General features: G+C 73.8%; 22 protein-coding genes. 15 read left to right on the top strand and 7 right to left on the bottom strand.

All coding sequences use genetic code 11. The features are described from left to right. Nucleotides 1-51 precede the first annotated feature (51 nt). A complete protein-coding gene (locus ABT342_RS08175; RefSeq protein WP_351568752.1) occupies nucleotides 52-948 on the top strand; it encodes an arginase family protein in 897 nt (298 codons plus the stop codon). A gap of 75 nt (nucleotides 949-1023) precedes the next feature. On the opposite strand, the gene ABT342_RS08170 is transcribed toward ABT342_RS08175, so the two are convergent. The 3 genes from ABT342_RS08170 to ABT342_RS08160 all read right to left on the bottom strand — a co-directional run bounded on the left by ABT342_RS08170 (nucleotide 1024) and on the right by ABT342_RS08160 (nucleotide 3853). Further along, a complete protein-coding gene (locus tag ABT342_RS08170; RefSeq protein WP_351568749.1) occupies nucleotides 1024-1377 on the bottom strand; it encodes a VOC family protein in 354 nt (117 codons plus the stop codon). A 37-nt stretch (nucleotides 1378-1414) separates the two neighbouring features. Next, complete coding sequence (locus ABT342_RS08165) at nucleotides 1415-2224, bottom strand: class I SAM-dependent methyltransferase (RefSeq protein ID WP_351568746.1); 810 nt, start codon at nucleotides 2222-2224, stop codon at nucleotides 1415-1417. Nucleotides 2225-2338: 114 nt separating this feature from the next. After that, nucleotides 2339-3853: a bifunctional phosphatase PAP2/diacylglycerol kinase family protein gene (locus tag ABT342_RS08160; RefSeq protein WP_502965483.1), complete on the bottom strand. Its 1515-nt coding sequence runs from the start codon at nucleotides 3851-3853 to the stop codon at nucleotides 2339-2341. Between the two features lie 79 nt (nucleotides 3854-3932). On the opposite strand from ABT342_RS08160, the gene ABT342_RS08155 reads away from it, so the two are divergent. The 4 genes from ABT342_RS08155 (at nucleotide 3933) to ABT342_RS08140 (ending at nucleotide 8952) form a co-directional block, all read left to right on the top strand. After that, nucleotides 3933-4523: a TIGR03086 family metal-binding protein gene (locus ABT342_RS08155; RefSeq protein WP_351568740.1), complete on the top strand. Its 591-nt coding sequence runs from the start codon at nucleotides 3933-3935 to the stop codon at nucleotides 4521-4523. 219 nt (nucleotides 4524-4742) lie between these two features. Next, the gene (locus tag ABT342_RS08150) at nucleotides 4743-5915 is read left to right on the top strand and encodes a sulfite oxidase (protein ID WP_351568738.1); all 1173 of its coding nucleotides are present in this window, start codon (nucleotides 4743-4745) and stop codon (nucleotides 5913-5915) included. A 65-nt stretch (nucleotides 5916-5980) separates the two neighbouring features. Continuing rightward, nucleotides 5981-7363: an aminotransferase class I/II-fold pyridoxal phosphate-dependent enzyme gene (locus ABT342_RS08145; RefSeq protein WP_351568736.1), complete on the top strand. Its 1383-nt coding sequence runs from the start codon at nucleotides 5981-5983 to the stop codon at nucleotides 7361-7363. Nucleotides 7364-7737: 374 nt separating this feature from the next. After that, a complete protein-coding gene (locus ABT342_RS08140) occupies nucleotides 7738-8952 on the top strand; it encodes an MBL fold metallo-hydrolase (RefSeq protein ID WP_351568904.1) in 1215 nt (404 codons plus the stop codon). On the opposite strand, the gene ABT342_RS08135 is transcribed toward ABT342_RS08140, so the two are convergent. Further along, the gene (locus ABT342_RS08135; protein ID WP_351568901.1) at nucleotides 8929-9552 is read right to left on the bottom strand and encodes a DedA family protein; all 624 of its coding nucleotides are present in this window, start codon (nucleotides 9550-9552) and stop codon (nucleotides 8929-8931) included. The two genes, ABT342_RS08140 and ABT342_RS08135, sit on opposite strands and share 24 nt — an antisense overlap. A gap of 65 nt (nucleotides 9553-9617) precedes the next feature. Further along, nucleotides 9618-10391, bottom strand: a complete 774-nt coding sequence (locus tag ABT342_RS08130) for an MBL fold metallo-hydrolase (RefSeq protein WP_351568733.1) — start codon at nucleotides 10389-10391, stop codon at nucleotides 9618-9620. Between the two features lie 193 nt (nucleotides 10392-10584). Here ABT342_RS08130 and ABT342_RS08125 point away from each other — a divergent pair, with 193 nt between their 5' ends. From ABT342_RS08125 to ABT342_RS08095, 7 genes are all read left to right on the top strand, one after another. Continuing rightward, nucleotides 10585-10989 carry a hypothetical protein gene (locus ABT342_RS08125; protein ID WP_351568730.1) on the top strand — a complete coding sequence of 135 codons (405 nt, stop codon included), beginning with the start codon at nucleotides 10585-10587 and terminating at the stop codon, nucleotides 10987-10989. A 92-nt stretch (nucleotides 10990-11081) separates the two neighbouring features. Beyond that, nucleotides 11082-13175: a phage holin family protein gene (locus ABT342_RS08120; RefSeq protein ID WP_351568899.1), complete on the top strand. Its 2094-nt coding sequence runs from the start codon at nucleotides 11082-11084 to the stop codon at nucleotides 13173-13175. Nucleotides 13176-13271: 96 nt separating this feature from the next. Further along, entirely contained in the window at nucleotides 13272-13634 is a 363-nt protein-coding gene (locus ABT342_RS08115; protein WP_351568728.1) for a hypothetical protein, read from the top strand. A 55-nt stretch (nucleotides 13635-13689) separates the two neighbouring features. Next, the gene (locus ABT342_RS08110) at nucleotides 13690-13839 is read left to right on the top strand and encodes a hypothetical protein (protein WP_351568726.1); all 150 of its coding nucleotides are present in this window, start codon (nucleotides 13690-13692) and stop codon (nucleotides 13837-13839) included. A 198-nt stretch (nucleotides 13840-14037) separates the two neighbouring features. Then, entirely contained in the window at nucleotides 14038-14769 is a 732-nt protein-coding gene (locus ABT342_RS08105) for an SDR family oxidoreductase (protein ID WP_351568723.1), read from the top strand. Between the two features lie 30 nt (nucleotides 14770-14799). Further along, a complete protein-coding gene (locus ABT342_RS08100) occupies nucleotides 14800-15246 on the top strand; it encodes a cupin domain-containing protein (protein WP_351568721.1) in 447 nt (148 codons plus the stop codon). A gap of 247 nt (nucleotides 15247-15493) precedes the next feature. Next, complete coding sequence (locus ABT342_RS08095) at nucleotides 15494-15919, top strand: hypothetical protein (RefSeq protein WP_351568719.1); 426 nt, start codon at nucleotides 15494-15496, stop codon at nucleotides 15917-15919. Here the strand turns inward: ABT342_RS08095 and ABT342_RS08090 are convergent. Beyond that, nucleotides 15909-16715 (bottom strand): helix-turn-helix domain-containing protein, encoded by an 807-nt coding sequence (locus tag ABT342_RS08090; protein WP_351568716.1) that lies wholly within the window; start codon nucleotides 16713-16715, stop codon nucleotides 15909-15911. The genes ABT342_RS08095 and ABT342_RS08090 overlap by 11 nt on opposite strands. Nucleotides 16716-16764: 49 nt before the next feature. Here ABT342_RS08090 and ABT342_RS08085 point away from each other — a divergent pair, with 49 nt between their 5' ends. From ABT342_RS08085 to ABT342_RS08075, 3 genes are all read left to right on the top strand, one after another. After that, on the top strand, nucleotides 16765-17070 hold the full coding sequence (locus tag ABT342_RS08085) for a 4a-hydroxytetrahydrobiopterin dehydratase (protein ID WP_351568714.1): 306 nt from the start codon (nucleotides 16765-16767) through the stop codon (nucleotides 17068-17070). A gap of 80 nt (nucleotides 17071-17150) precedes the next feature. Continuing rightward, complete coding sequence (locus tag ABT342_RS08080) at nucleotides 17151-17897, top strand: class I SAM-dependent methyltransferase (protein WP_351568896.1); 747 nt, start codon at nucleotides 17151-17153, stop codon at nucleotides 17895-17897. Nucleotides 17898-17995: 98 nt separating this feature from the next. Beyond that, the gene (locus ABT342_RS08075; protein ID WP_351568711.1) at nucleotides 17996-19036 is read left to right on the top strand and encodes a calcium-binding protein; all 1041 of its coding nucleotides are present in this window, start codon (nucleotides 17996-17998) and stop codon (nucleotides 19034-19036) included. 157 nt (nucleotides 19037-19193) lie between these two features. Here ABT342_RS08075 and ABT342_RS08070 read toward each other — a convergent pair whose 3' ends face one another. Next, the gene (locus ABT342_RS08070) at nucleotides 19194-20057 is read right to left on the bottom strand and encodes a Rossmann-fold NAD(P)-binding domain-containing protein (protein ID WP_351568709.1); all 864 of its coding nucleotides are present in this window, start codon (nucleotides 20055-20057) and stop codon (nucleotides 19194-19196) included. Between the last annotated feature and the right edge of the window lie 10 nt (nucleotides 20058-20067).

The following is a 20067-nucleotide window of genomic DNA, read 5'->3' as shown; positions in this document are numbered from 1 at the left end:
AAGATCGTGAATTGATTGAAGATCAGGAGCGTGGCGGCGAGGATGTCCGGCATGCGGAACATCGTGGTGATCGACGCGCCCTCCAACCTCGGCCTGCGCCCGCCGGCCCCCGGCACCGTGCCCGGCTGCTACAAGCTCGCCGGAGCCCTGCGCGAACAGCGAATCGTCCAGCGTCTTCGGGCCTTCGACGGCGGAGTCGTCGTCCCGCCTCGCTACGACCGTGGCGACTGGCAGGAGGGCGACGGCGTCTTCAACGCCGCGGCGCTCGCCGCGTACACGCCGAAGCTCGCCGACCGCATCGAGCACCATCTGCGTGCCGGTGATTTCCCGCTCGTGCTGGGTGGCGACTGCTCCATCCAGCTCGGCGCCTCCCTCGCCCTGCGCCGCCTCGGCCGCTACGGACTGGCCGCCGTCGACGCCTCCGCCGACTTCCGGCACCCGGGCAACTCCGACCGCGTCGGCGCGGCGGGCGGCGAGGAGCTGGCCCTCGCGACCGGGCGGGGGCAGGACGATCTCACCGATCTGGAGGGGCTGCGGCCGTATCTGCGCGACGAGGACATCCGGCTCTTCGGCATGCGCGACGGCGACGAGGACCGCGAGGAGCTCGCCGGGCTGAAGATCCCGACCGTGACCGTCGGGGAGATCAGGCAGTGGGGCGCGGCCGACCTCTCGGGAGCCGCGGCCTTGAGCCTCGAAGTGCCCGCTCTGGAAGGCTTCTGGGTGCACCTCGACGCCGACGTGCTCGACCCGTCCGTCATGCCCGCCGTCGACAGCCCCGATCCCGACGGGCTGCTGCCGGACGAACTCCTCCCGCTGCTGCGGACGTTGGTGCGCTCCGACCGCTGTGTCGGCCTCAACGTCACCATCTACGACCCCGACCTCGACCCGGACGGCACGGCCGGGGCGCTCCTGGCGGACCTGGTCGTCGGGGCCCTCGCCGAGGACTGACTCGCCGGCCCCGGACGGAGCGACGGGCGCCTCCGGACCCGTAGGCACCCGTGTCCTCTGCTCCGAGTCCGTGCCCTACGCGACGCCCTTGCGGTCCACGTACTCGAAGACGGACCCGTCCGGATGGACCGCGATCAGGTTGCGGCCCACCGGCGTCGGCACCGGGCCCGCGATCACCTTGGCGCCGACGTCGGTGAGCCTGCTGTGCGCGTCGTCCACATCGGCGACCGCGATCGTTGCCGTCACCTTCCGCAGCACCTCCAACTCCGCTTCGGGGCCGCTCATCAGCAGGAAGCAGCCGACAGCCGCCACCGCGACCCCGCCGCGTTCGAAGCGGAGCGCCTCCGCGCCGGTGAGGCGTTCGTAGAAGGCGACCGACGTGTCCAGATCGTCGACGCAGATGCGCAGCGTGGTTCCGATGATCTCCATACGGCCGAGGGTAGTTGGCGCCCTGCCGGCGCGGCAGTCACACGCGGCAGATCACTTCGCCGTGCGGCACCAGGAACCACGCGTCGTCCTGCCGCCCCCACTCCCGCCAGGCCTCGGAGGCGGCGGTCAGCTCGGCGGCGCTCGCGTGCCCGCCGGCCACCGCCAGTTCCGCGTAGGACGAGGCCGTCGTACGGTCCGCCCACAGGCCGCTCCACCAGGCGCGCTCCTCGGGTGTGCTGAAGCACCAGGCGGTGGCGGTCGCGGTGATGTCGGTGAAGCCCGCGGCCCGCGCCCAGGAGAACAGCCTGCGGCCGGCGTCCGGTTCGCCGCCGCTCGCCCTGGCCACCCGGTGGTACAGCTCCTGCCAGTCGTCCAGGCCCGGCACCTCGGGGAACCAGGTGAAGGCCCCGTAGTCGCTGTCGCGCGCCGCGACGACGCCGCCGGGACGGCAGACCCGCCGCATCTCGCGCAGCGCCCGCACCGGGTCGCCGACGTGCTGCAGCACCTGGTGGGCGTGGACGACGTCGAAGGAATCGTCGGGGAAGTCCAGTGCGTGGACATCGGCGACCGCGAAGCGGACGTTGTCCAGCCCGCGTTCGGCCGCCACCTCGCGGGCCTGCTCCAGCACCTCGGCCGCGGCGTCGACCGCGGTGACCGTGCCGGGCGCGACCAGGGCCGCCAGATCGGCCGTGATCGTGCCGGGGCCGCAGCCTATGTCCAGCACGTCCATGCCGGGGCGCAGTTCGGGGACCAGGTACGCCGCGGAGTTGGCGGCGGTCCGCCAGCGGTGCGAGCGCAGCACCGACTCGTGGTGCCCGTGGGTGTAGACAGCGGTGTCCTTCGCCATGGCCGTACTCCCTCTCGTGAAGTGGTACGGCCACGGTACGCCCACGTGTCGAATGATGAGATCGGCGTCTTGATATGTGGACTTACGTGTTGGGTGCCGCGCGGTGAGCGGTCCCTACGGCGGGCAGTACACGACCAGCGCCTCGCCCGCCTTGTCCACCACCAACTCGCTTGGGGACTCGGTGACTTCACCGTCGTATGCGAGGGGAGTGCCGGGCGCGAGGCCGGAGATCCGCAGCCGCCGCAGCCGTACCGCCGCATGCGCGGGGGAGCGGCTCAGCGGCCCCGCGAGCGCCGCCGCGAGCAGCCGCAGCCCCGGGCCCCGGCCGCCGTGCACCACGCGTACGTCGAGCAGTCCGTCGGCCAGATCGCGCCGCCTGCCCGGCGTGGGCCCGACCCGCTGGTACACGCCGTTGCCCGCGAACAGCAGCCACAGCGGCCGCCGTTGCCCGTGCAGCTCCGCCTCCAGCGGGTGCTCGCCGCGCAACGTCCGCACCGCCGCCAGCACCCCGGCCGGCCAGCCGCCGATGCGCGGCGCCCAGTGCTCCCGGATCCGCACCAGCTCCGGATAGACGCCCAGGCTGAAGGTGTTGAGGAAGTGGCCCTCCGACGCGCCGCCGGGTCCGGGCCTGAACCGGCCCAGATCGACCCGGACGGCGTCGCCCGAGGCCAGGGCCCGGCAGGTGTCCTGGAGCTTCTCCACGCCCAGGTCGTACGCGAAGTGGTTCAGCGTGCCGCCAGGGAACACCGCGAGCGGCAGACCCTTGCGCGCGGCGACCACCGCCGCCCGGTTGACCGTGCCGTCGCCACCCAGGACACCGAGCGCCCGGCAGTGCGCCGCGGCTTCCTCCAGGGCCGCATCGAGCTCCTGCGGCGCGCACTCCACCAGCCGGGCCTGCGGCAGCGCGTTCCTCAGGAGCCTCGCGCTCTCCGCCGAGCCCGCCGAACGGTTGACGACGACGACCAGATCCCGGCCGCCCGGCAGCGCGGGCGCCTCGATGTGCGGCCGCCCCGGCGGAGGCAGCTGAGCGCGCGACGGTACGAGACCGCGCACCGCGAACGCCGCCCCCACGCCGAGCGACACGCCCACCAGCACATCGCCGGGAAAGTGCGCGCCCGTGTACACCCGGGACAGCGCCACGGCGGCGGCCACGGGCGCGACCGCCGCGCCCCACCCCTTGGACTCCATCGCCACACCGGTCGCGAAGGCCGCGGCCGAGGCCGAGTGCCCGGAAGGGAAGGACGTGGTGAAAGGTTGCCGCTTCAACTGCCGGACGAGCGGAACCGCGTCGAGCAGCGGCCTCGCCCTGCCGAACGACCGCTTGCCCACGGTGTTGACCGTCACGGAGGCGAGCGCCAGCGAGGCGACGCCCCGCACGGCGGCCCGCCGCGCCCGGGTGTCACGCCCTGCCAGCGCCATGACGGCGGCCGTGCCGAACCACAGGCGCCCGTGGTCGGCACTGTGGCTGAGCTTCGGCAGGACGCGATCGCCGCTGGGCCAGTGGTGGGTGGCGACCGCGTGGAAGGCTCGCCGGTCCCACCCGCCGAGCCGGGAGGCGAGGCGCGCGAGCAGGGCGGAGGAGTCGGGTCCGGACACAGAACGCGCGTACCCGGCCCGCCCATGACCCATGCGCGTCCGGTACGGACTCACCCCGTTGCGCGGGCCGGAGCGCTCGCGTCGGCGAGGGGGCGGGAGCACAGTGGACCCTATGGACTCCACGGACCGTACGGACGACCGACTCCTGGACCGGCACGCCGAGGCCCTCGCCCTCTTCACCGACCGGGTGCACGCCGTCCGGGCCGACCAGTGGGACGCCCCGACGCCCTGCGCCGAATGGTCCGTACGGGATCTCGTGAACCATGTGACCGTGGAGCAGCTCTGGGTCCCGCCCCTGGTCGGCGAGGGCCGCACCATCGCCGACGTCGGCGACGCCTTCGACGGGGACGTCCTGGGCGACCACCCCGCCGTCACCTGGGACCGCGCCGCCTCCGCCGCCAAGGCGGCCTTCAACGAACCCGGCGCGCTGGAGCGGACGGTGGAACTGTCGTACGGGGACAGTCCGGTCACCGCGTACTGCGCGCAGATGGTGGCCGACGCGGTCGTCCACGCCTGGGACCTGTCCCGGGGCATCGGCGCGGACGAGACGCTCCCCGACGAGCTGGTCGACTTCGTCCGGCGGGAGGTGTCGCCCTACGCCGCCGACCTTGTCAAGAGCGGGCTGTTCGCAGCCCCCGTGGAGCCCCCGGCGGGAGCGGACGCGCAGACGAAGCTGCTGTGCATGCTGGGGCGCCACCCCTGAGCCGGGTGAGTCGCGAAAGCCGCTGACGGGGCGGGCCGGGCGGCCTAGGATCGCGGCATGGTCGTCGACAGGCAGGACTCCGCCGCTGTTTCGCGCCGCCTTGTGCCGCCGCGCGGCTGTTGTCGCTGACGACCCCTCTCTTCTCTTCTCTTCATTCTTGTCTTCTTCCTTGCTTTGCCACGCCCTTCGAGGAGCGCCGTGACGATTCAGCCTGCCCGCATGCCCGACCGACGTTCATTGCTCAAGCTGTTCGCCGCCGCACCCGTGGCCGCCGGTGCCCTCGCCGGCGCGGCTGCCCCGGCGGCGGCCGCCGCCACCGGCATCGTCAAGCCGCTGCCGCCCGCTCTGTTCACCGTCCGCGGCACCAACGCGGAGTCGAACTTCGCGTCGTTCCACGACACCGGCCCGCTCACTCCCGCCGACCGTTTCTTCGTACGCAACCACACCTCCACCCCCGTCCTGAACGAGACGGACTGGAGGCTCACGATCTGGGGCAGCGGACTACACGGGAGCCGCCCGGTCGAGTTCAGCTACGGCCAGTTGCGCGCGCTGCCGTCTGTCACCCGCACCGCGTTCCTCGAATGCGCGGGCAACGGCCGCAGCCTCTACACCACCCAGCAGGGCGAGACCGTCAGCGGAACCGCCTGGACCCTGGGCGCGATCGGCGCCGCCCGCTGGCGCGGCGTGCGGCTCGCGGACGTGCTGCGACGCGCCGGGGTCGCCTCCGACGCGGTGGACGTGATGCCGCGCGGCCTGGACGACGAGTACGTCACGGGCGGCGTCAGCCTCGGCCGGGTCCGCCGCCCGCTGCCGCTCGGCAAGGCGCTGGACGGCGTGATCCTCGCGTACGAGATGAACGGTGAGCCGCTGCCGTACGACCACGGCTATCCGGTCCGGGTGATCGTGCCGTCCTGGATCGGGATCGCCTCCATCAAGTGGGTCGGCGACATCGAGGTCAGCACGGCTCCGCTGAGCTCGCCCTGGAACACCGAGAACTACCGGCTGTTCGGCGCGGCGTACCCGCCCGGGGGCAGCGCACCGCTGACTCGTCAGACCATCAAGAGCGTGTTCGAGCTGCCGTTCGGCGCGACGGTCGAGGCGGGGGAGCCGCGGCTGCTCACCGGCCGCGCCTGGTCGGGTGCGGCGCCCGTACGCCGGGTGGAGATCAGCACGGACGGTACCCGCTGGCGGCCGGCGCGGTTGCGGGACACCCCGCGTCGCGACGGCTGGGTGCGCTGGACGGCCCAGTGGCGGCCGCGGCGTGCGGGGGAGGCGGTGCTGCTCGCGCGGGCGACGGACGCGGCGGGCAACACGCAGCCGGTGCGGACCGTCCACAACACCCAGGGGTATCTGTTCGACGCGGTCGTGCGTCATCCGGTCACGGTGATCTGAGCGGCGAAACCTCCGGAACCTTCGTATAAAGGGCACAAGGGCGGGCCGGTACGGGAGGTGGACGCATGCGCAGGACGGACCCTGAGCGTCCGGATCCGGAACCGGCGGACCGGGAGCCGGTGGACCGGGAAGCCACGTACCGGGAGCCGGTGGAGCGGGAGCCGGCGGGCGGTGAACCGGTGCACGGGGAGCCGGCGGACGGTGGACCGGTGCACGGGGAGCCGGCGGACGGTGGACCGGTGGATCCGGAAGGCCGTGGTCCGGTTCGTTACGGTCCCCCCGCACCCGACCCCGGCCTGCCCGTGCTCCCCGAACTCGCCGACGTCCTCGCGGGCGCCGCGGGCCGTACCTCGCCCGAGCCGCCCGGCGGAGGACCGGTCCTGCGCCAGGCGGCCGGCGGGTACTGGCTGCGGCGAGGGCTGCACGGCCGCCCCGAGGACATCGTGGCCGCGCCCGGTGTGCAGCCCCTGCTGCTCGCCCTGCTCGCCGCGCACGGCGGCGACGTGCTCATGCCGCGCCCCTGCCCCGCCTGGTGGACACCGCAGGCCCGGCTGCTGGGCCGGCCCGCCTACCATGTGCCGACCCCGGCGGAGTGCGGCGGCGTGCCCGACCCGTACGCGCTGCTGGAGACCGTACGCCGGGTCCGCCACGAGGGCGGGACGCCCCACGTGCTGCTGCTGTCCGTCGCCGATGACCCCACGGCCACCGTCCCCCCGCCCGAACTCGTCCGCGAGGCCTGCGAGGCGGCGGTCGACGAGGGGATGCACATCATCAGCGACGAGACCTGGCGGGACACGCTGCACCGGCCGCACGACACGGTGCTGCTCAGCCCCGCCGAGATGTGCCCCGACGACGTGACCGTCATCAGCGATCTGTCGGGCGCGCTCGCCCCGGCCGCCTGGCCGGTGGCGATCGCCCGCTTCCCCGCCACCGAGAGCGCGGCGGGGCGGCGGGCCCGGGTCCTCGACATCCTCACCGCGCTCGGGGCGTTCGTCGCCGGCCCGGTCGCGGCCGCCGCCGCGCACGCGCTCGGCGAGCCCGCGCACGTCACCACCCGGTGCGCCGGGGCGGCCGCGCTGCACGCCCAGGTGGCGGCCGCGGCACACCGCGCGGTCCTCGCCGCCGGCGCCCTGGCCCGGCCCCCGCAGGCTGGCCGTCATCTGTACGCCGACCTCGGCCCGCTGCGCTCCCGCCTCGCGTCGCGGGGCGTGACCGACTCCATGGAACTCGAGGAGTACCTGAGCGACCGCCTCGGCACCCAGGTCCCCGGCGGCCACCGCTTCGGCGACGAACTCGGCGCACTGCGCGTCCGCCTGTCCACGGGCCCGCTCCTCGGGCACAGCCGCGAGGAGCGCCTGGCGGCCCTCGCCTCGGCCGCTCCGGTGGAACTTCCGCATGTCGCCCGGGCCTTGACATCCTTCGGATCGGCATTCGACGAACTCCGATGACCACCACCCGCGAACCGCGAACCGCGAGGAGCCGACCGCGCTGAACGGAGCCGCAGATGACGGATCAGACGGATCGAACCGACCGGACGTACCCGACGGGTCACCCCGGCCCACCGCAACGGCCCGCCCCGGCGCCGCAGCCACACGACGCGCGGGCCGAGCGGGCGGGCGCAGAGCCTCCGTCTGGCCATGCCGCCCATGCCGCCCATGCCGCCCATGCCGCGCACGCCGCGCACGCCGCGCACGCCGCGCACGCCGCGCCTGAGCATCCGGCCGTCCCACGGACGGCCGCACATCAGCCGGGACCCGTCCAGCCCGTCCCTCCGGCCGAGGGCGAGGCCGCGGCCTCGCCCTCGGCCGAGCGGGAGGTACCGATGGGCGTGCACGAGCCTCCGGCCGGGCCGGCGAGGTACGAGCCTCTGGCGGAAGGACCCGCGTCGGACCTGCCGCACGTGCCCCCGCTCGGGCCGACGGGGCACGGGCTCCCGGCGGAGCGGCCCGCGTCGCGCCCCCCGCACGAGCTCCCGGCGGAGCGGCCCGCGTCGCGCCCCCCGCACGAGCCCCCGGCACAGCGGCCCGCGGCCGTACCTCTGCCGCCCCGGACACCGCCCGCCCTGCGCCCCGTCGGGATGCCGCGGCGTTGGCCGAGGTCGTTCGCCGACCGGCTGAGTGCGCCGTTGCCCGGGGTGCGGACCATGGCCAGGCTGGCCAGGGAGGGGGCGCTCAGGCCCGCCGCCGCGGGGCTCGTGGGCATTCCGCAACTGCCGTTCGCGCCGGGGCCGCTGCCCGCCGCCGGGCCCGAGACCGTTGCCGTCACCTGGGCCGGGCACGCCAGCTGGGTGGTCACGATCGGCGGGCTGACCGTGCTCACCGACCCCGTATGGTCCCGCAGGATCCTCGGAACGCCGGCCCGGCTCACCCCCGTGGGCGTGCGCTGGGAGGATCTGCCGACCGTCGACGCGGTGGTCATCAGCCACAACCACTACGACCACCTCGACGCCCCCACCATCGCCCGGCTGCCGCGCCGCACCCCGCTGTTCGTCCCCGCCGGCCTGGGCCGCTGGTTCCGCCGCCGCCGTTTCACCCGGGTCACCGAGCTCGACTGGTGGGAGGCGGCCGTGCTGCCCGCCCCCGGTGGCGGGGCGGTCCAGTTCGCGTTCGTCCCCGCCCACCACTGGTCCAAGCGGTCCCTCACCGACACCTGCCGCTCGCTCTGGGGCGGCTGGATCCTCAGCGACGCGCGGCACCAGCAGGTCTACTTCGCGGGTGACAGCGGATACGGCCACTGGTTCAAGGAGATCGGCCGCCGCCACCCCGGCATCGACCTGGCGCTGCTCCCCATCGGGGCGTACGTGCCGCGCTGGTGGCTCAGCACCGTGCACACCGACCCCGAGGAGGCCCTCCAGGCCTTCGAGGACCTCGGCGCGCGCAACCTGGCCCCGATGCACTGGGCGACCTTCGTCCTGTCCGCCGAACCGGTACTGGAGCCGATCACCCGCCTGCGCGCCGCCTGGGAGCACACCGGCCGCCCGCGCGACGAGCTGTGGGACCTGCCGGTCGGCGGCTCACGCGTGCTGACCCCCGGATGAGCCGCGCCGCCGCACCCGGCGCCAGAGCATCGGCAACCCGCTGATCACCACCGTCAGTGCCACGGCCGCCACCACCCCTTCCCACGGCTCGTCGAACAGCGAGCCGCCGAGGATCCCGATCAGCTGGTACGTCGCCGCCCACGCCAGGCACGCCGGGGCGTCCGCGCGCGCGAACCGGGCCAGCGGCATCCTGGCGAGCAGGCAGGCCAGCATGACCGGGGTCCGCCCGGCCGGGATCAGCCGGGACAGCACGAGAACGGCCGACCCGTGCTCGTCGAGAGCGCGCTGCGCCCGCGCGAGCCGGTCCGGCGCCGCCCGCTCGCGCAGCCTCTCCAGCCACTTCGAACCGTTCTTCGAACCGACACCCCGCTGCCCGAGCCAGTACAGCGACACGTCCCCGAGGAACGCCGCCAGCGCCGCCACCAGAAAGACGAACAGCAGCGACATCGGCACCGTCTGATGGAGCGCCACCACCGCCGCCGAACTCACCACCGCTCCTGTCGGCACCACCGGCACCAACGCGCCCAGAGCCACCAGCAGAAACAGTGACGGATAGCCGACGGCCTGCTGCGTCGACTCCGGCGGCAGCTGCCCGACCATGTCGCCGACCACGCCCCCCACCACCTCCACGGCTGTCACCGCGGCCGCCTCCCCGAGCGCGAGCCTCACCAGGCGACCTCCGGCCGGACACTCTCGCCGTGCCCCAGCCGGTGCACCGCGACCTCCGGCGCCATCCGGGCCGCCTTCCGTACGAACTCGTCGCCGGGCGAGTGGAACTCGTGCGGCCGGACCGCGTCCATCCCGATCGGCCAGTACGTGCCGTAGTGCACCGGCACAGCCGCGCGCGGCGCCAGCGCGGCGAGCGCCCGCGCAGCCCGGTCCGGATTCAGATGCCCGTGCCCGAGGAACGGCCCCCAGCCGCCCACGGGCAGCAGTGCCACGTCCACCGGACCGACCGCGTCCGCCATGCCGTCGAACAGACCCGTGTCCCCGGCGAAGTACGTCCGCGCCGTACCCCGGATCACATAGCCCAGGGCGGGCGAGCGATGCCGCCCCACCGGGTGCCGCCGCCCGTCGTGCAGCGCCGGTACGGCCCGTACGAGCAGCTTTCCGACCGCCACTTCGTCGCCCGGCACCACCTCGGTGATCCGCAGCCCGCCCAGCCTGCCCAGCCCCGGCACGGCGACCGTCGCCCCGCGCGGCACGATCAGCCGCGTCCCCCGGGCGAGCCGCGCCAGCGACGGCAGGTGCAGATGGTCGCCGTGCAGATGGGAGACCAGCACCACCTCGGCGACCGCGGCGCGCGGCGGCGGCAGCGCGCCCCGCCTGCGCCGCAGATGCGCGAGCCGCCACACGAACAGCGGGTCGGTCAGCACCCGGACCCCGGAGTCCTCGACCGTGCAGGTGGCGTGACCCCACCAGGTGATCTCCACCGGCACGCACCCGCCTCCCGCTCGCTCCGAAGAAGCCGCCGTAAGGAGCCCTCGTAAGAAGCCCTCGTACGAGGGTAGGCGCCGCAGGGCCCGGCGGCCGTCCACCGGACACCCCCTGGCCCCCCGATACGCGCCTGTCTCGCGCCGTGCCCCCCGGAGTAGGGTCGGGTTCAGCAGCCGGACGCAGGGGGTTGGGGTCATGGACGACGTACGAGTGGCGGCGATCGCCAGCCTGACCCCTCTGGAGGAACTCGACAGCGACCCGTTCCTCGTCGACACCCGCAGCCAGCACGCCATGTGCGCACGCTGGGCCGCCGACAAGGGCTATGTCGTCACCCGGGAGCTGCTGTTCTACGGACTGCGCCCCGACCACGGCATCCTGTGGGCCGATGTCGAGGCCGGACTCGTCGACCTCTTCGTCGCCCCCAACGAACGGGTCCTCGCCCGCGCCCTGACCTCCGTGCCCGACTTCTCCGCCGAATGCGAACGGCGCGGTGTGCGCCTGGAGACCGCCGGGCTCGACGAGCCGGCGTACGACGCGGCGAAGAAGGCGAGCGTGCACCGCAGGCTCTCCATGCCGACGGCCGGATACGACGGCTGCTGAGCCCCTGCCCGGCCCGGCCCGACCGCCCGCTTTGTGCCACGCTGGACACGGAGCGACGCGAAAGGCAGTGACGGCGCGTGGGCGAACGGCGCGTGGGCGAACGGCGATGGCGGACCGCTGGCAGCGCCTTCCTGCGAGTGCTCGTGGTGTGGGCGGTGTCCACCGTCACGATGCTCGTGCTCGCCGTGATCCTCCCGGACTTCGAGCTCCAGTCGCACGGCGGTGACAGCGTCACCAGGACGGCGATCACCGCGGCCCTCGGTGCCGGGGTCTTCGGTCTGCTCGGCGCGCTGGTCTGGCCCGTGCTCGTCCGCGCGCTGCTGCTGGTCCCGGCCCTGGTCATCGGGCTGCTGGTGTTCTTCCTCAACGGCTCGCTGCTGCTGCTCGCGCTCTGGCTGATCCCCGACGGGCGCGGCGCCGCCGCGCCGGAGACCGCGGTCATGGTCGCCGCCGTCATGTCCGCCGTCGCCTCCGCCACCTCCACCGCGCTCGCCGTCCGCGACGACAACGCCTACCGCCGCAGGCTCTACCGGCTCGCCGACCGGCGCCGCCGCAGGCGCGGCGGGCTAATCGAGGGAGACGCCCCGCCCGGCACTCTGTTCCTCCAGCTCGACGGGGTCGGACACGCCATGCTCGTACAGGCCGTCAAGGACGGGCTGATGCCGACCGTGGCGCGCTGGCTGGACGAGTCGCACCGGCTCACCCGCTGGCGCACCGACTGGTCCAGCCAGACCGGTGCCACCCAGCTCGGCATCCTGCACGGCTCCAACCACGACGTCCCCGGCTTCCGCTGGTACGAGAAGGACACCGGCCGGCTGATGGTCAGCAACCGCCCCGCGAGCGCCGCCGAACTCCAGCGCCGCGCCGCCGCCCGCACCCGCGACGCCGGACTGCTCGCCCCGGACGGGGCCAGCCGCGGCAACCTCTTCAGCGGCGGCGCCGACCAGCTCGCACTGGTCCTCTCGATCACCGCCCGGCGCGGCCGCGCCAACCGCTCCCGGGCCGGCTACTTCGCCTACTTCTCCGACCCCGCCAACGCCGTCCGCACCGCCGTCTCCTTCGTCGCCGAAGTCGTCCGCGAGATCGGCCAGTCGGTCCGCTCCCGGCTGCGCGGCGACCGGCCACGGGTCTCACGAGGCGGCCTCTATCCCTTCATCCGGGCGTTCGCGACCGTCGTCGAACGCGACGTGGTGGTCGCCGCCGTGATCGGGGACATGCTCGCCGGACGCACCGCCGTCTACGCCGACCTCGTCGGCTACGACGAGGTGGCCCACCACTCGGGACCGCACAGCAGGGACGCGGCGAAGGTGCTGGCCCGGATCGACCGGGCCGTCGCGCTGATCGCCAAGGTCGCCGAGCACGCTCCCCGCACCTACCGGATCGTGCTGCTCTCCGACCACGGCCAGAGCCCCGGCGAGACCTTCGAGGCCGCGTACGGCCTGACCCTGAAGGACCTCGTACGAGCGGGCTGCGGGCTGCCGGTGTCCCGCAGGGCCGGTCATACCAAAAGCGGCGCGGAGGCCAGGGACGCGGCCCGCGACGCCGTGCGCAGCGCACTGCACCGGCCGCTGGAGGCGGAGGCCATGGCGGAGGGCGGGTCCGACCCGATCGTCCTCGCCTCCGGGAATCTGGGGCTGATCTCCTTCCCCGGGCTGCCCGGACGGCTCAGCCAGGAGCAGATCGACCGCCGTCACCCCGCCCTGCTGCGCACCCTGGCCAACCATCCCGGCATCGGCTTCCTGCTGGTGCGCAGTGAACGGCACGGCTCGGTGGTGCTCGGCAGGGACGGGGCGGAGCTTCCCGTGGACCGGCTCGACGGCTCGGGGCCGCTGGCGGCCTTCGGGCCCGGCGCGGCGGACGCCGTCCGGCGCACCGACTCCTTCCCGCACGTCGCCGACATCATGGTCAACTCGATGTACGACCCCGAAACGGGCCGGGTGCACGCCTTCGAGGAGCAGATCGGCTCGCACGGAGGGCTCGGCGGCGAACAGTCCTACCCGTTCCTGCTGTCACCGTGCGCGCTCTCTGAACCGGTGGCGGGCGGCGGGGACCTGGTCGGAGCCGAGCGGGTGCACGAGGTCCTGCGGCGCTGGCTCGGCGAGTTCCCCGGCGAGGCGGTGGGCCCGCAGGTGCCGCTCGGCGCCGCGGAGGACCCCCGATCGCCCAGCGCGGCCGATTCGGCGTAACGGGCGAACGGGCGTACTCCGGTCGAGCGGATCTCCGGTGCGGAAGGCCGGGGCGGAGCGCCGCGCGGGAAAGGGCATGTCCAGGAGGTCGTGCCCGTGAACCGTTGCGTCCTCGGCGGGTCTGCCGCGCATGCCGTGAGAACGGCGCTGATCGTGCTGCTGACGCTCGCCGCCGTACTCGGTCCGCATGCAGCCGCAGCGACCGCCGCGCCGGGCGCCGCGGAACCCCGCCCTCCGGCCTCCGCGCCCGCCGACCCCGGCGGTGAGGGCCAACAGGACACCGCCGAGACGGAACAGCCCGCGCCCGGCCGCGCGGAACGCCGGCGCGGGAGGGCGGCCCGGGGGTGCACCCCGGCCCGGCCCCCGGCCGCAGGCCCGGCCCGCGCCCGCGCCACGCCCGCGCGCACACCGCCGCCCGCCCAGCCGCACATGACGAGGTCCATGGTCCTGCGCTGCTGAGGAGCCGTGGTCCCCCACGACTCCTCACCCCCCCACGCGCACAAGGACCACAGCCATGCCCATCGACCCCTTCGCAGCCCTGAACGCCCTGATCCGGGCCGAGGCCGCCCGCACTCGCCCGTCGTCACCCGAGCCGCACCCCTCCCCGTCCGCCGCCCCGGAACCCGAACCGGAGGAGCCCCGGGAACGCCCCGGCGCGGAGTGACGGCCGCTTCCGTCGGCTCCCCGTGTGGCTCTCCAGGAGAGCCACACGGGGAGCCGCGCACGCGTGGATGTCGGGGTGGCGGAACCCTGGGGGTGAGCGCCACCGGGATGCCCAGGAGCGCACGGTCCGCGTGCGCCGCGCACCGCACCATCGCAGTCTGGACGCATGACCCATCGGTGTGCGAACGAAAGGTGACCCATGAAGTTGGCAGTCATCGGCGGTACCGGCCTGATCGGGTCGCGGGTCGTGAAGAATCTGAACGCGGCCGGGCACGAGGCCGTGCCGCACTCGCTGTCCACAGGTGTCGACGTGATCTCGGGGCAGGGCCTGGCGGAGGCGGTGGCCGGCGCCGACGTCGTCGTCAACCTGACGAATTCGCCGACCTTCGACGACGCCTCACCGGCGTTCTTCCGGACCTCGATGGACAACCTTCTGGCCGCCGCCCGGAAGGGCGGGGTGGGCCACGTCGTCATCCTCTCGATCGTCGGCGTGGACCTGGTGCCCGGCCTCGACTACTACCGGGCCAAGCTCCTGCAGGAAGACATCCTCAAGGCCGGACCGATCCCCTACTCGATCGTGCGCGCCACCCAGTTCATGGAGTTCATGGACGCGGTCCTGTCCTGGACCACGGAGGGCGACACCGTCCGCCTGCCCACCACCCCGCTCCAGCCGATCGCCGCCCAGGACGTCTCCGACGCCGTCGCCGAAGTCGCTGTCGGCGCCCCTTTGAACGGCACCCTCGACATCGGCGGGCCCGACGTCCTTCCCCTCGACGAACTCGGCCGGATCACCCTCAACGCCCGTCCCGACGGCCGCACGGTCGTCACCGACGACACCGCCGGCATGTTCGCCGTCGTTCAGGGCGACGCCCTGATCGCCAAGGGCGGCGCCCGTATCGCCCCCACCCACTACGGCGACTGGCTCTCCTGAACCAGCCGCCCCACCACCGGAGGCCTCACCATGTCGAACGACGAGCCGGCAGCGGACAGCACTGAGAGCCGACCACGCTCGGAAGCATGGAAGACGGCGCTCACTGTGCTGCAGTCGGTGAAACCGCCGTCCGTTCCGGAGGGGGCAGAGGCGATGACCGTCCTCATCGAGTTCCCTCCCGGCGACCCGGGCACCCCTCCGCACCGGCACTCGGGACCCGCTTTCGGCTACATGCTGGAGGGCGAGATGCTCTTCGAGCTGGAAGGCGAGCCCGAACGGGTGATCAAGGCCGGGGAGACGTTCTGGGAGCCGGGCGGCGATGTCATCCACTACCAGGACGGGAACAACCGGTCGGACTCCCGAAGCCGCTTTCTCGTCACCATGATGTGTGCGCCGGGGCAGCCCATGCTCACCCTGGTCGACGACGAGGAGCTGGCCCGGCGCCAACACCTGCGCGCTCCCCGCCCAGGCACCTGATCCGCCACTGATGCCGGATCAGACTGCCGAGAACCCGAGGTGCTGGACGGCCCGGAGCCGCGAACAAGCTTCGACCAGCGGCCCCGGCGACCTGCGCGCAGAGGCCCCACCGCCGCCATTACCTCCGCGGTAATCGACCCCTCCACGGCCGCAGGGCATCGTTGCGGTACCGGGACCCGGGCGGCGCACTCCGCCCGGGGGCCGGGATCCGACCAGCTCGTACGACCTCGATGGAGGCTGATCCGTCATGTCCCAGGCCCTGCTCGCCGGCATTTCCCGCACCACCGAGCCGCGGACGATGCTGCGCCGCTTCCTCGCGCTCGACGCCGTCGTGACGGGCGGCAACGGACTGGCATACCTCACGCTCTCCGGGCCGCTCGGGCGGCTCCTCGGCATCGACAGCGCGCTGCTGCTGGAGCTGGGTGTCTTCCTCAGCCTGTACGCGGCCGGCGTCGGCGTCCTCGCCGCGCGGCGCCGGCCGCCCGTCCTGGGCGTGAAGCTCGTCGTCGACGTCAACGTGGCCTGGGCGCTGCTCAGCGTGGTCGCCCTCCTGACGGTCCTGGAGCCCACCACCGCCGGGGCCTTCTGGGTGCCGATGCAGGCCATGACCGTCGCCGGGTTCGCCGCGCTCCAGTGGTCGGCCCTGAGGGGCACGACCACCGCTACCGCGTGAGCGACTGCAGGTACGTCGCCGTCGCCGGATCGGCCGGGAGCATCGTCTCGATGGCCAGCTCGGCGACGGTGACGTCCATCGGCGTGTTGAACGTGGAGATCGACGACACGAAGGACAGCACCTGCCCCTGGTGCTCGATCCGCAGCGGAAGGGCGAAGTACGGGTAGGGCTCCGGGTCCTCCCGGTCCTCCGGGTCGCCGCCCGGCGGCAGGGGATACGCGGAGACCTCCTCGTACAGCTCACGCAGCTCCTGCGAGCGGGCCAGGCCGATCTGGCGCTCCATCTGGGCCAGCAGATGCCCTCGCCACTCGCGCAGGTTGCGGATCCGCGGGGCGAGGCCCTCGGGGTGGAGGGTGATCCGTATCGCGTTCAGCGGGGGAGCGAGCAGGTGCTCCGCGACGCCCTCCAGCAGCATCGTGATCCCCCGATTGGCCGCCACCACCGAGTACGCGCCGTCGACGACGATCGCCGGATACGGCTCGTACCCTTGGAGCAGCCGTTCGATTCCCTCGCGCAGGGAGCCCATGGCCGGGTCGTCCAGCGGTGTCTGCGCGTACCGGGGCGCGTAACCCGCTGCCAGCAGAAGGGCATTGCGGTCACGGACCGGCACGTCCAGATGCTCGGAGAGCCGCAGGATCATCTCCTCGCTCGGCCGGGACCGGCCCGTCTCGATGAAGCTGATGTGGCGGGCGGAGGAGTCGGCACGCAGTGCCAGCTCCAGCTGGCTGAGCCTGCGCCGCTCCCGCCAGCCGCGCAGCAGTGGCCCTACTCCCGTGTCGGGCGCGACAGTTGTCATACGGAAACCGTAACGTCGCGGACAGACACCGTCGGAGGGAGCCCTGCTCATGGCCACAGAGCCGTTGTCGCAGAAGGAGATCGAGGACCGGCTGCGCGAGCTGCCAGGCTGGTCCCAGGAGGGCGACCGGATCGCCCGGACGTACCGGTTCCGCACGCACTTCGCCGCGGCCGCGCTGGTCGTCCACGTCGCGCAGATCCAGCAAGAGCTGAACCACCACTCGGATCTCACCCTGGGCTACAACACGGTCGAGCTCACCGTGAACACGCACGACGCGGGCGGCGCGATCACCGAGCACGACTTCGCCCTCGCGCACCGCGTGGAGGACGTCGCCCCGAGTCACGGTGCGAGCTGACCGTGCTGAAGGACGACGAATCCCCCGAAGGCCACGGCGGCACCGGCGTCACCACCGAGGTCCCCGCCGTGCGGGAGACGATCCTCGACTACGACATCGAGGCCGCCGTCTACGACGCCACGCGCGGCGGCGTTCCCCGCGCCGCGGCGGCCGCCGGCGCCGTACTGTCCCTGGTGCCCGCGGACGCCCGCTGTCTCCTCGACATCGGCTGCGGCACCGGTCTCGTCACCGAGCGGCTGAGCCGTCCGGGGCTGCGGGTGCTCGGCGCCGACGCCTCGCCCGGCATGGCCAGGGTCGCCGCGGGCCGGCTGCCGGCCGTCGTGCTCGCCGACGCCCGCAGCCTTCCGCTGCCCGACGCGTCGGTCGACGCGGTCAGCGCCGTATGGCTGCTGCATCTGGTGCCTTTCGCGAAGAGCGTCGTCGCGGAGGCCGCGCGAGTGCTGCGCCCCGGCGGGGTGTTCGTCACCACCGTCGACAAGGACGCCGCGCACGACGTGGGCAGCGACATCGGCGCCGTGCTCGCCCCGTACCGCACGTCGGAGGCCTTCGACCGGGCCGAGCGGATCGAGGCGTTCGGCGCGGCGCACGGCCTCGCCCCGGCCGGCCTGGGCCACTTCACGGGCCACGGCCAGGGCCGTTCCCCGCGCCGCACCGCACAGGCCCTGCTCCGTGGCGAGTACGCCTCCCGCCTGACCGCGCGCGGTCCGGTCGCCGAGAGGCTCGCCGCCGAACTGACCGATCTGCCCGACCCCGACGAGCCGCGCCCCGAGCCCCGTTACCGGCTCCTCGCGCTGCGGCGGGCAGGAGGCTCACCCGGACGCCGGTGACCGTTCGCCCGGTCCGGGGCGGTCACATACGGTCCGAAGTGATCACGCTGTGCCGTCGCCCGGTGGCGGGCGCAGACACCGATGGCTCGGAGGCCCGTATGACCCGTCACCGCTTCACCGTGCCCGTGCTGACCGCCGCCCTCGCGCTCACCCCGGTCCTCCCGGCCACCGGCGCCCACGCCGCCGCGGCCGCCGTGGCCACCTGCCTCGGCCGCCCCGCGACGATCACCGGCTCGGGCGCCGTCGTCGGAACCCCGGGCAACGACGTCATCGTCGGATCCGGCCTCGCCGACGTGATCGACGGCCGCGGCGGCCACGACGTCATCTGCGGCCTCACGGGCGAAGACGTCATCAGCGGTGGCCTCGGGAACGACCTGATCGACGCCGGGCCCGGGGACGACGTGGTCCAGGGTGATGTGGAGACCCTGGGCGACGGCGAACACGCGATCGGCGGCGGCAACGACGTGCTGATCCTCGGCGACGGCCATGACCGCGCGTTCGGTGACAGCGTCGCCTTCGGCGTGGGCGCGAACGCGACGGGGGGCGGCAACGACCGGATCATCGGTGGCCTCGGCAGCGACGGCGTGGCGGGAGACAGTACGTCGTTCGGGGGCTCCGCCTCGGGCGCGGGCGACGACGTCATCGACGGCGGGCCCGGCTTCGAGGATCTGCGGGGCGACAGCGAGGCGTTGGTGCACGTCAGCGGCTCGGGCGGCAACGACCGCATCGACCTGGGGCCGGACGGCGGTTCCTTCGCCATCGGGGACCACAGCACCCTCTTCTCGCCGGGGGGCAGGGCGACCGGTGCGGGCCACGACCTGATTCTCGGCGGCAGCGGCGGCGACCTGCTGATCGGTGACAGCTCCGCGGACGTCGTCACGGGCGCCGGTAACGACCGGATCGCGGCCCGGGGCGGCGACGACACCCTCTTCGGCGACAACGTCGGCTTCAACGCCGACGCGACGGCTCCCGGCTCCGGCGGGCGGGACACGCTCGCGGGCGACACGGGCAACGACACGCTGCGGGCGGGCCCGGCCGACGACGTACTCCTCGGGGGAGCGGACACCGACGACTGCGACGGCGAAGCCGGCACCCCCGACATCGCCGTCGCCTGCGAGACGGTGGCCGGCGTCCCGTAGACCGCTCCCGCCGTGCGCCGTGCGTCGTGCGCCGTGCGCCGTCCGCTGTCCGCTGACTGCCGTCCGCCGAGCCGCGACCCCCGACCCCCGAGCGTCGTCCGTCGTCCGCTGTCCGCTGTCCGCCGACTGCCGTCCGCGCGAACCGCCGTCGCGTGCCTCAGCCCGACCAGGCGCCCGACGCCGCCGCGTCCTTCGCGAAGGCGCCGAAGTCCTTCGGGGCGCGGCCGAGGACGCGCTCGACACCGTCCGTCAGTTGGGCGTTGTGGCCGTCCATGAGCATCAGGAACAGGTCCGTCAGCCACGCGGCGTCCGCGGCCGGGAAGTCGAACTGCCGGAGCATCGCGATGTACTCGTCCCGGGAGGTCGCCGCATAGCGGACCTCGCGGCCCGTCGCGGCGGCGAGCTCGGCGGCCGCGTCGTCGAACGTCAGCAGCCGAGGGCCCGTCAGTTCATGCGTCAGCCCCTCGTGACCGTCCTCCGTGAGCACCGTGACCACGACATCCGCCAGGTCGTCCACGTCGAGGAACGGCTCGGCGGTGGTGCCCGCGGGGAAGGGGATCTCACCGGCGACGACATCGAGGGCCATCACGCCCTCGCTGAAGTTCTGCGCGAAGAACGCGGCCCGTACGACCGTGACGGGGACCCCCGCGGCCCGCAGCGCGTCCTCCGCGTGCACCGCCTGCGGCTCGCCGCGCCCCGACAGGAGCACCAGCCGGCGCACCCCGTTCTCCGCCGCGAGCCAACCGAGGTCGCGCATCGCGTCCACCGCGCCCGGTCCCGCCAGGTCCGGGTAGTACGTCACGTACGCGGCGTCCGCGCCCCGCAGCGCGGGCCCCCAGGTCGCCCGGTCCTCCCAGTCGAACGGCACCTCTCCCTTGCGTGAGCCCGCCCGCACGGTCACTCCGCGCTGTGCGAGCCGCTCCGCCACCCGGCGGCCGGTCTTCCCGGTCGCGGCCGTCACCAGCACCGTCATCTGCTGCGTGCTCTGCGCGTTCGCGTTGTTCGCGTTGTTCGTTGTCATGACTCAAGAT

Source organism: Streptomyces sp. NPDC000410, from assembly GCF_040300305.1.
GTDB lineage: Bacteria > Actinomycetota > Actinomycetes > Streptomycetales > Streptomycetaceae > Streptomyces.
Note: the sequence above shows the minus strand (reverse complement) of the source record. Positions and strands in the feature narration are given on the sequence as shown.

What these genes read in the sequence shown, in the direction of transcription:
- ABT342_RS08175 (WP_351568752.1), top strand. Translation starts at nt 52, where the DNA reads ATGCGGAACATCGTGGTGATCGACGCGCCCTCCAACCTCGGCCTGCGC.
- ABT342_RS08170 (WP_351568749.1), bottom strand. Translation starts at nt 1,377, where the DNA reads ATGGAGATCATCGGAACCACGCTGCGCATCTGCGTCGACGATCTGGAC.
- ABT342_RS08165 (WP_351568746.1), bottom strand. Translation starts at nt 2,224, where the DNA reads ATGGCGAAGGACACCGCTGTCTACACCCACGGGCACCACGAGTCGGTG.
- ABT342_RS08160 (WP_502965483.1), bottom strand. Translation starts at nt 3,853, where the DNA reads ATGGGTCATGGGCGGGCCGGGTACGCGCGTTCTGTGTCCGGACCCGAC.
- ABT342_RS08155 (WP_351568740.1), top strand. Translation starts at nt 3,933, where the DNA reads ATGGACTCCACGGACCGTACGGACGACCGACTCCTGGACCGGCACGCC.
- ABT342_RS08150 (WP_351568738.1), top strand. Translation starts at nt 4,743, where the DNA reads ATGCCCGACCGACGTTCATTGCTCAAGCTGTTCGCCGCCGCACCCGTG.
- ABT342_RS08145 (WP_351568736.1), top strand. Translation starts at nt 5,981, where the DNA reads ATGCGCAGGACGGACCCTGAGCGTCCGGATCCGGAACCGGCGGACCGG.
- ABT342_RS08140 (WP_351568904.1), top strand. Translation starts at nt 7,738, where the DNA reads ATGGGCGTGCACGAGCCTCCGGCCGGGCCGGCGAGGTACGAGCCTCTG.
- ABT342_RS08135 (WP_351568901.1), bottom strand. Translation starts at nt 9,552, where the DNA reads ATGGTCGGGCAGCTGCCGCCGGAGTCGACGCAGCAGGCCGTCGGCTAT.
- ABT342_RS08125 (WP_351568730.1), top strand. Translation starts at nt 10,585, where the DNA reads ATGGACGACGTACGAGTGGCGGCGATCGCCAGCCTGACCCCTCTGGAG.
- ABT342_RS08110 (WP_351568726.1), top strand. Translation starts at nt 13,690, where the DNA reads ATGCCCATCGACCCCTTCGCAGCCCTGAACGCCCTGATCCGGGCCGAG.
- ABT342_RS08105 (WP_351568723.1), top strand. Translation starts at nt 14,038, where the DNA reads ATGAAGTTGGCAGTCATCGGCGGTACCGGCCTGATCGGGTCGCGGGTC.
- ABT342_RS08100 (WP_351568721.1), top strand. Translation starts at nt 14,800, where the DNA reads ATGTCGAACGACGAGCCGGCAGCGGACAGCACTGAGAGCCGACCACGC.
- ABT342_RS08095 (WP_351568719.1), top strand. Translation starts at nt 15,494, where the DNA reads ATGTCCCAGGCCCTGCTCGCCGGCATTTCCCGCACCACCGAGCCGCGG.
- ABT342_RS08090 (WP_351568716.1), bottom strand. Translation starts at nt 16,715, where the DNA reads ATGACAACTGTCGCGCCCGACACGGGAGTAGGGCCACTGCTGCGCGGC.
- ABT342_RS08085 (WP_351568714.1), top strand. Translation starts at nt 16,765, where the DNA reads ATGGCCACAGAGCCGTTGTCGCAGAAGGAGATCGAGGACCGGCTGCGC.
- ABT342_RS08075 (WP_351568711.1), top strand. Translation starts at nt 17,996, where the DNA reads ATGACCCGTCACCGCTTCACCGTGCCCGTGCTGACCGCCGCCCTCGCG.
- ABT342_RS08070 (WP_351568709.1), bottom strand. Translation starts at nt 20,057, where the DNA reads ATGACAACGAACAACGCGAACAACGCGAACGCGCAGAGCACGCAGCAG.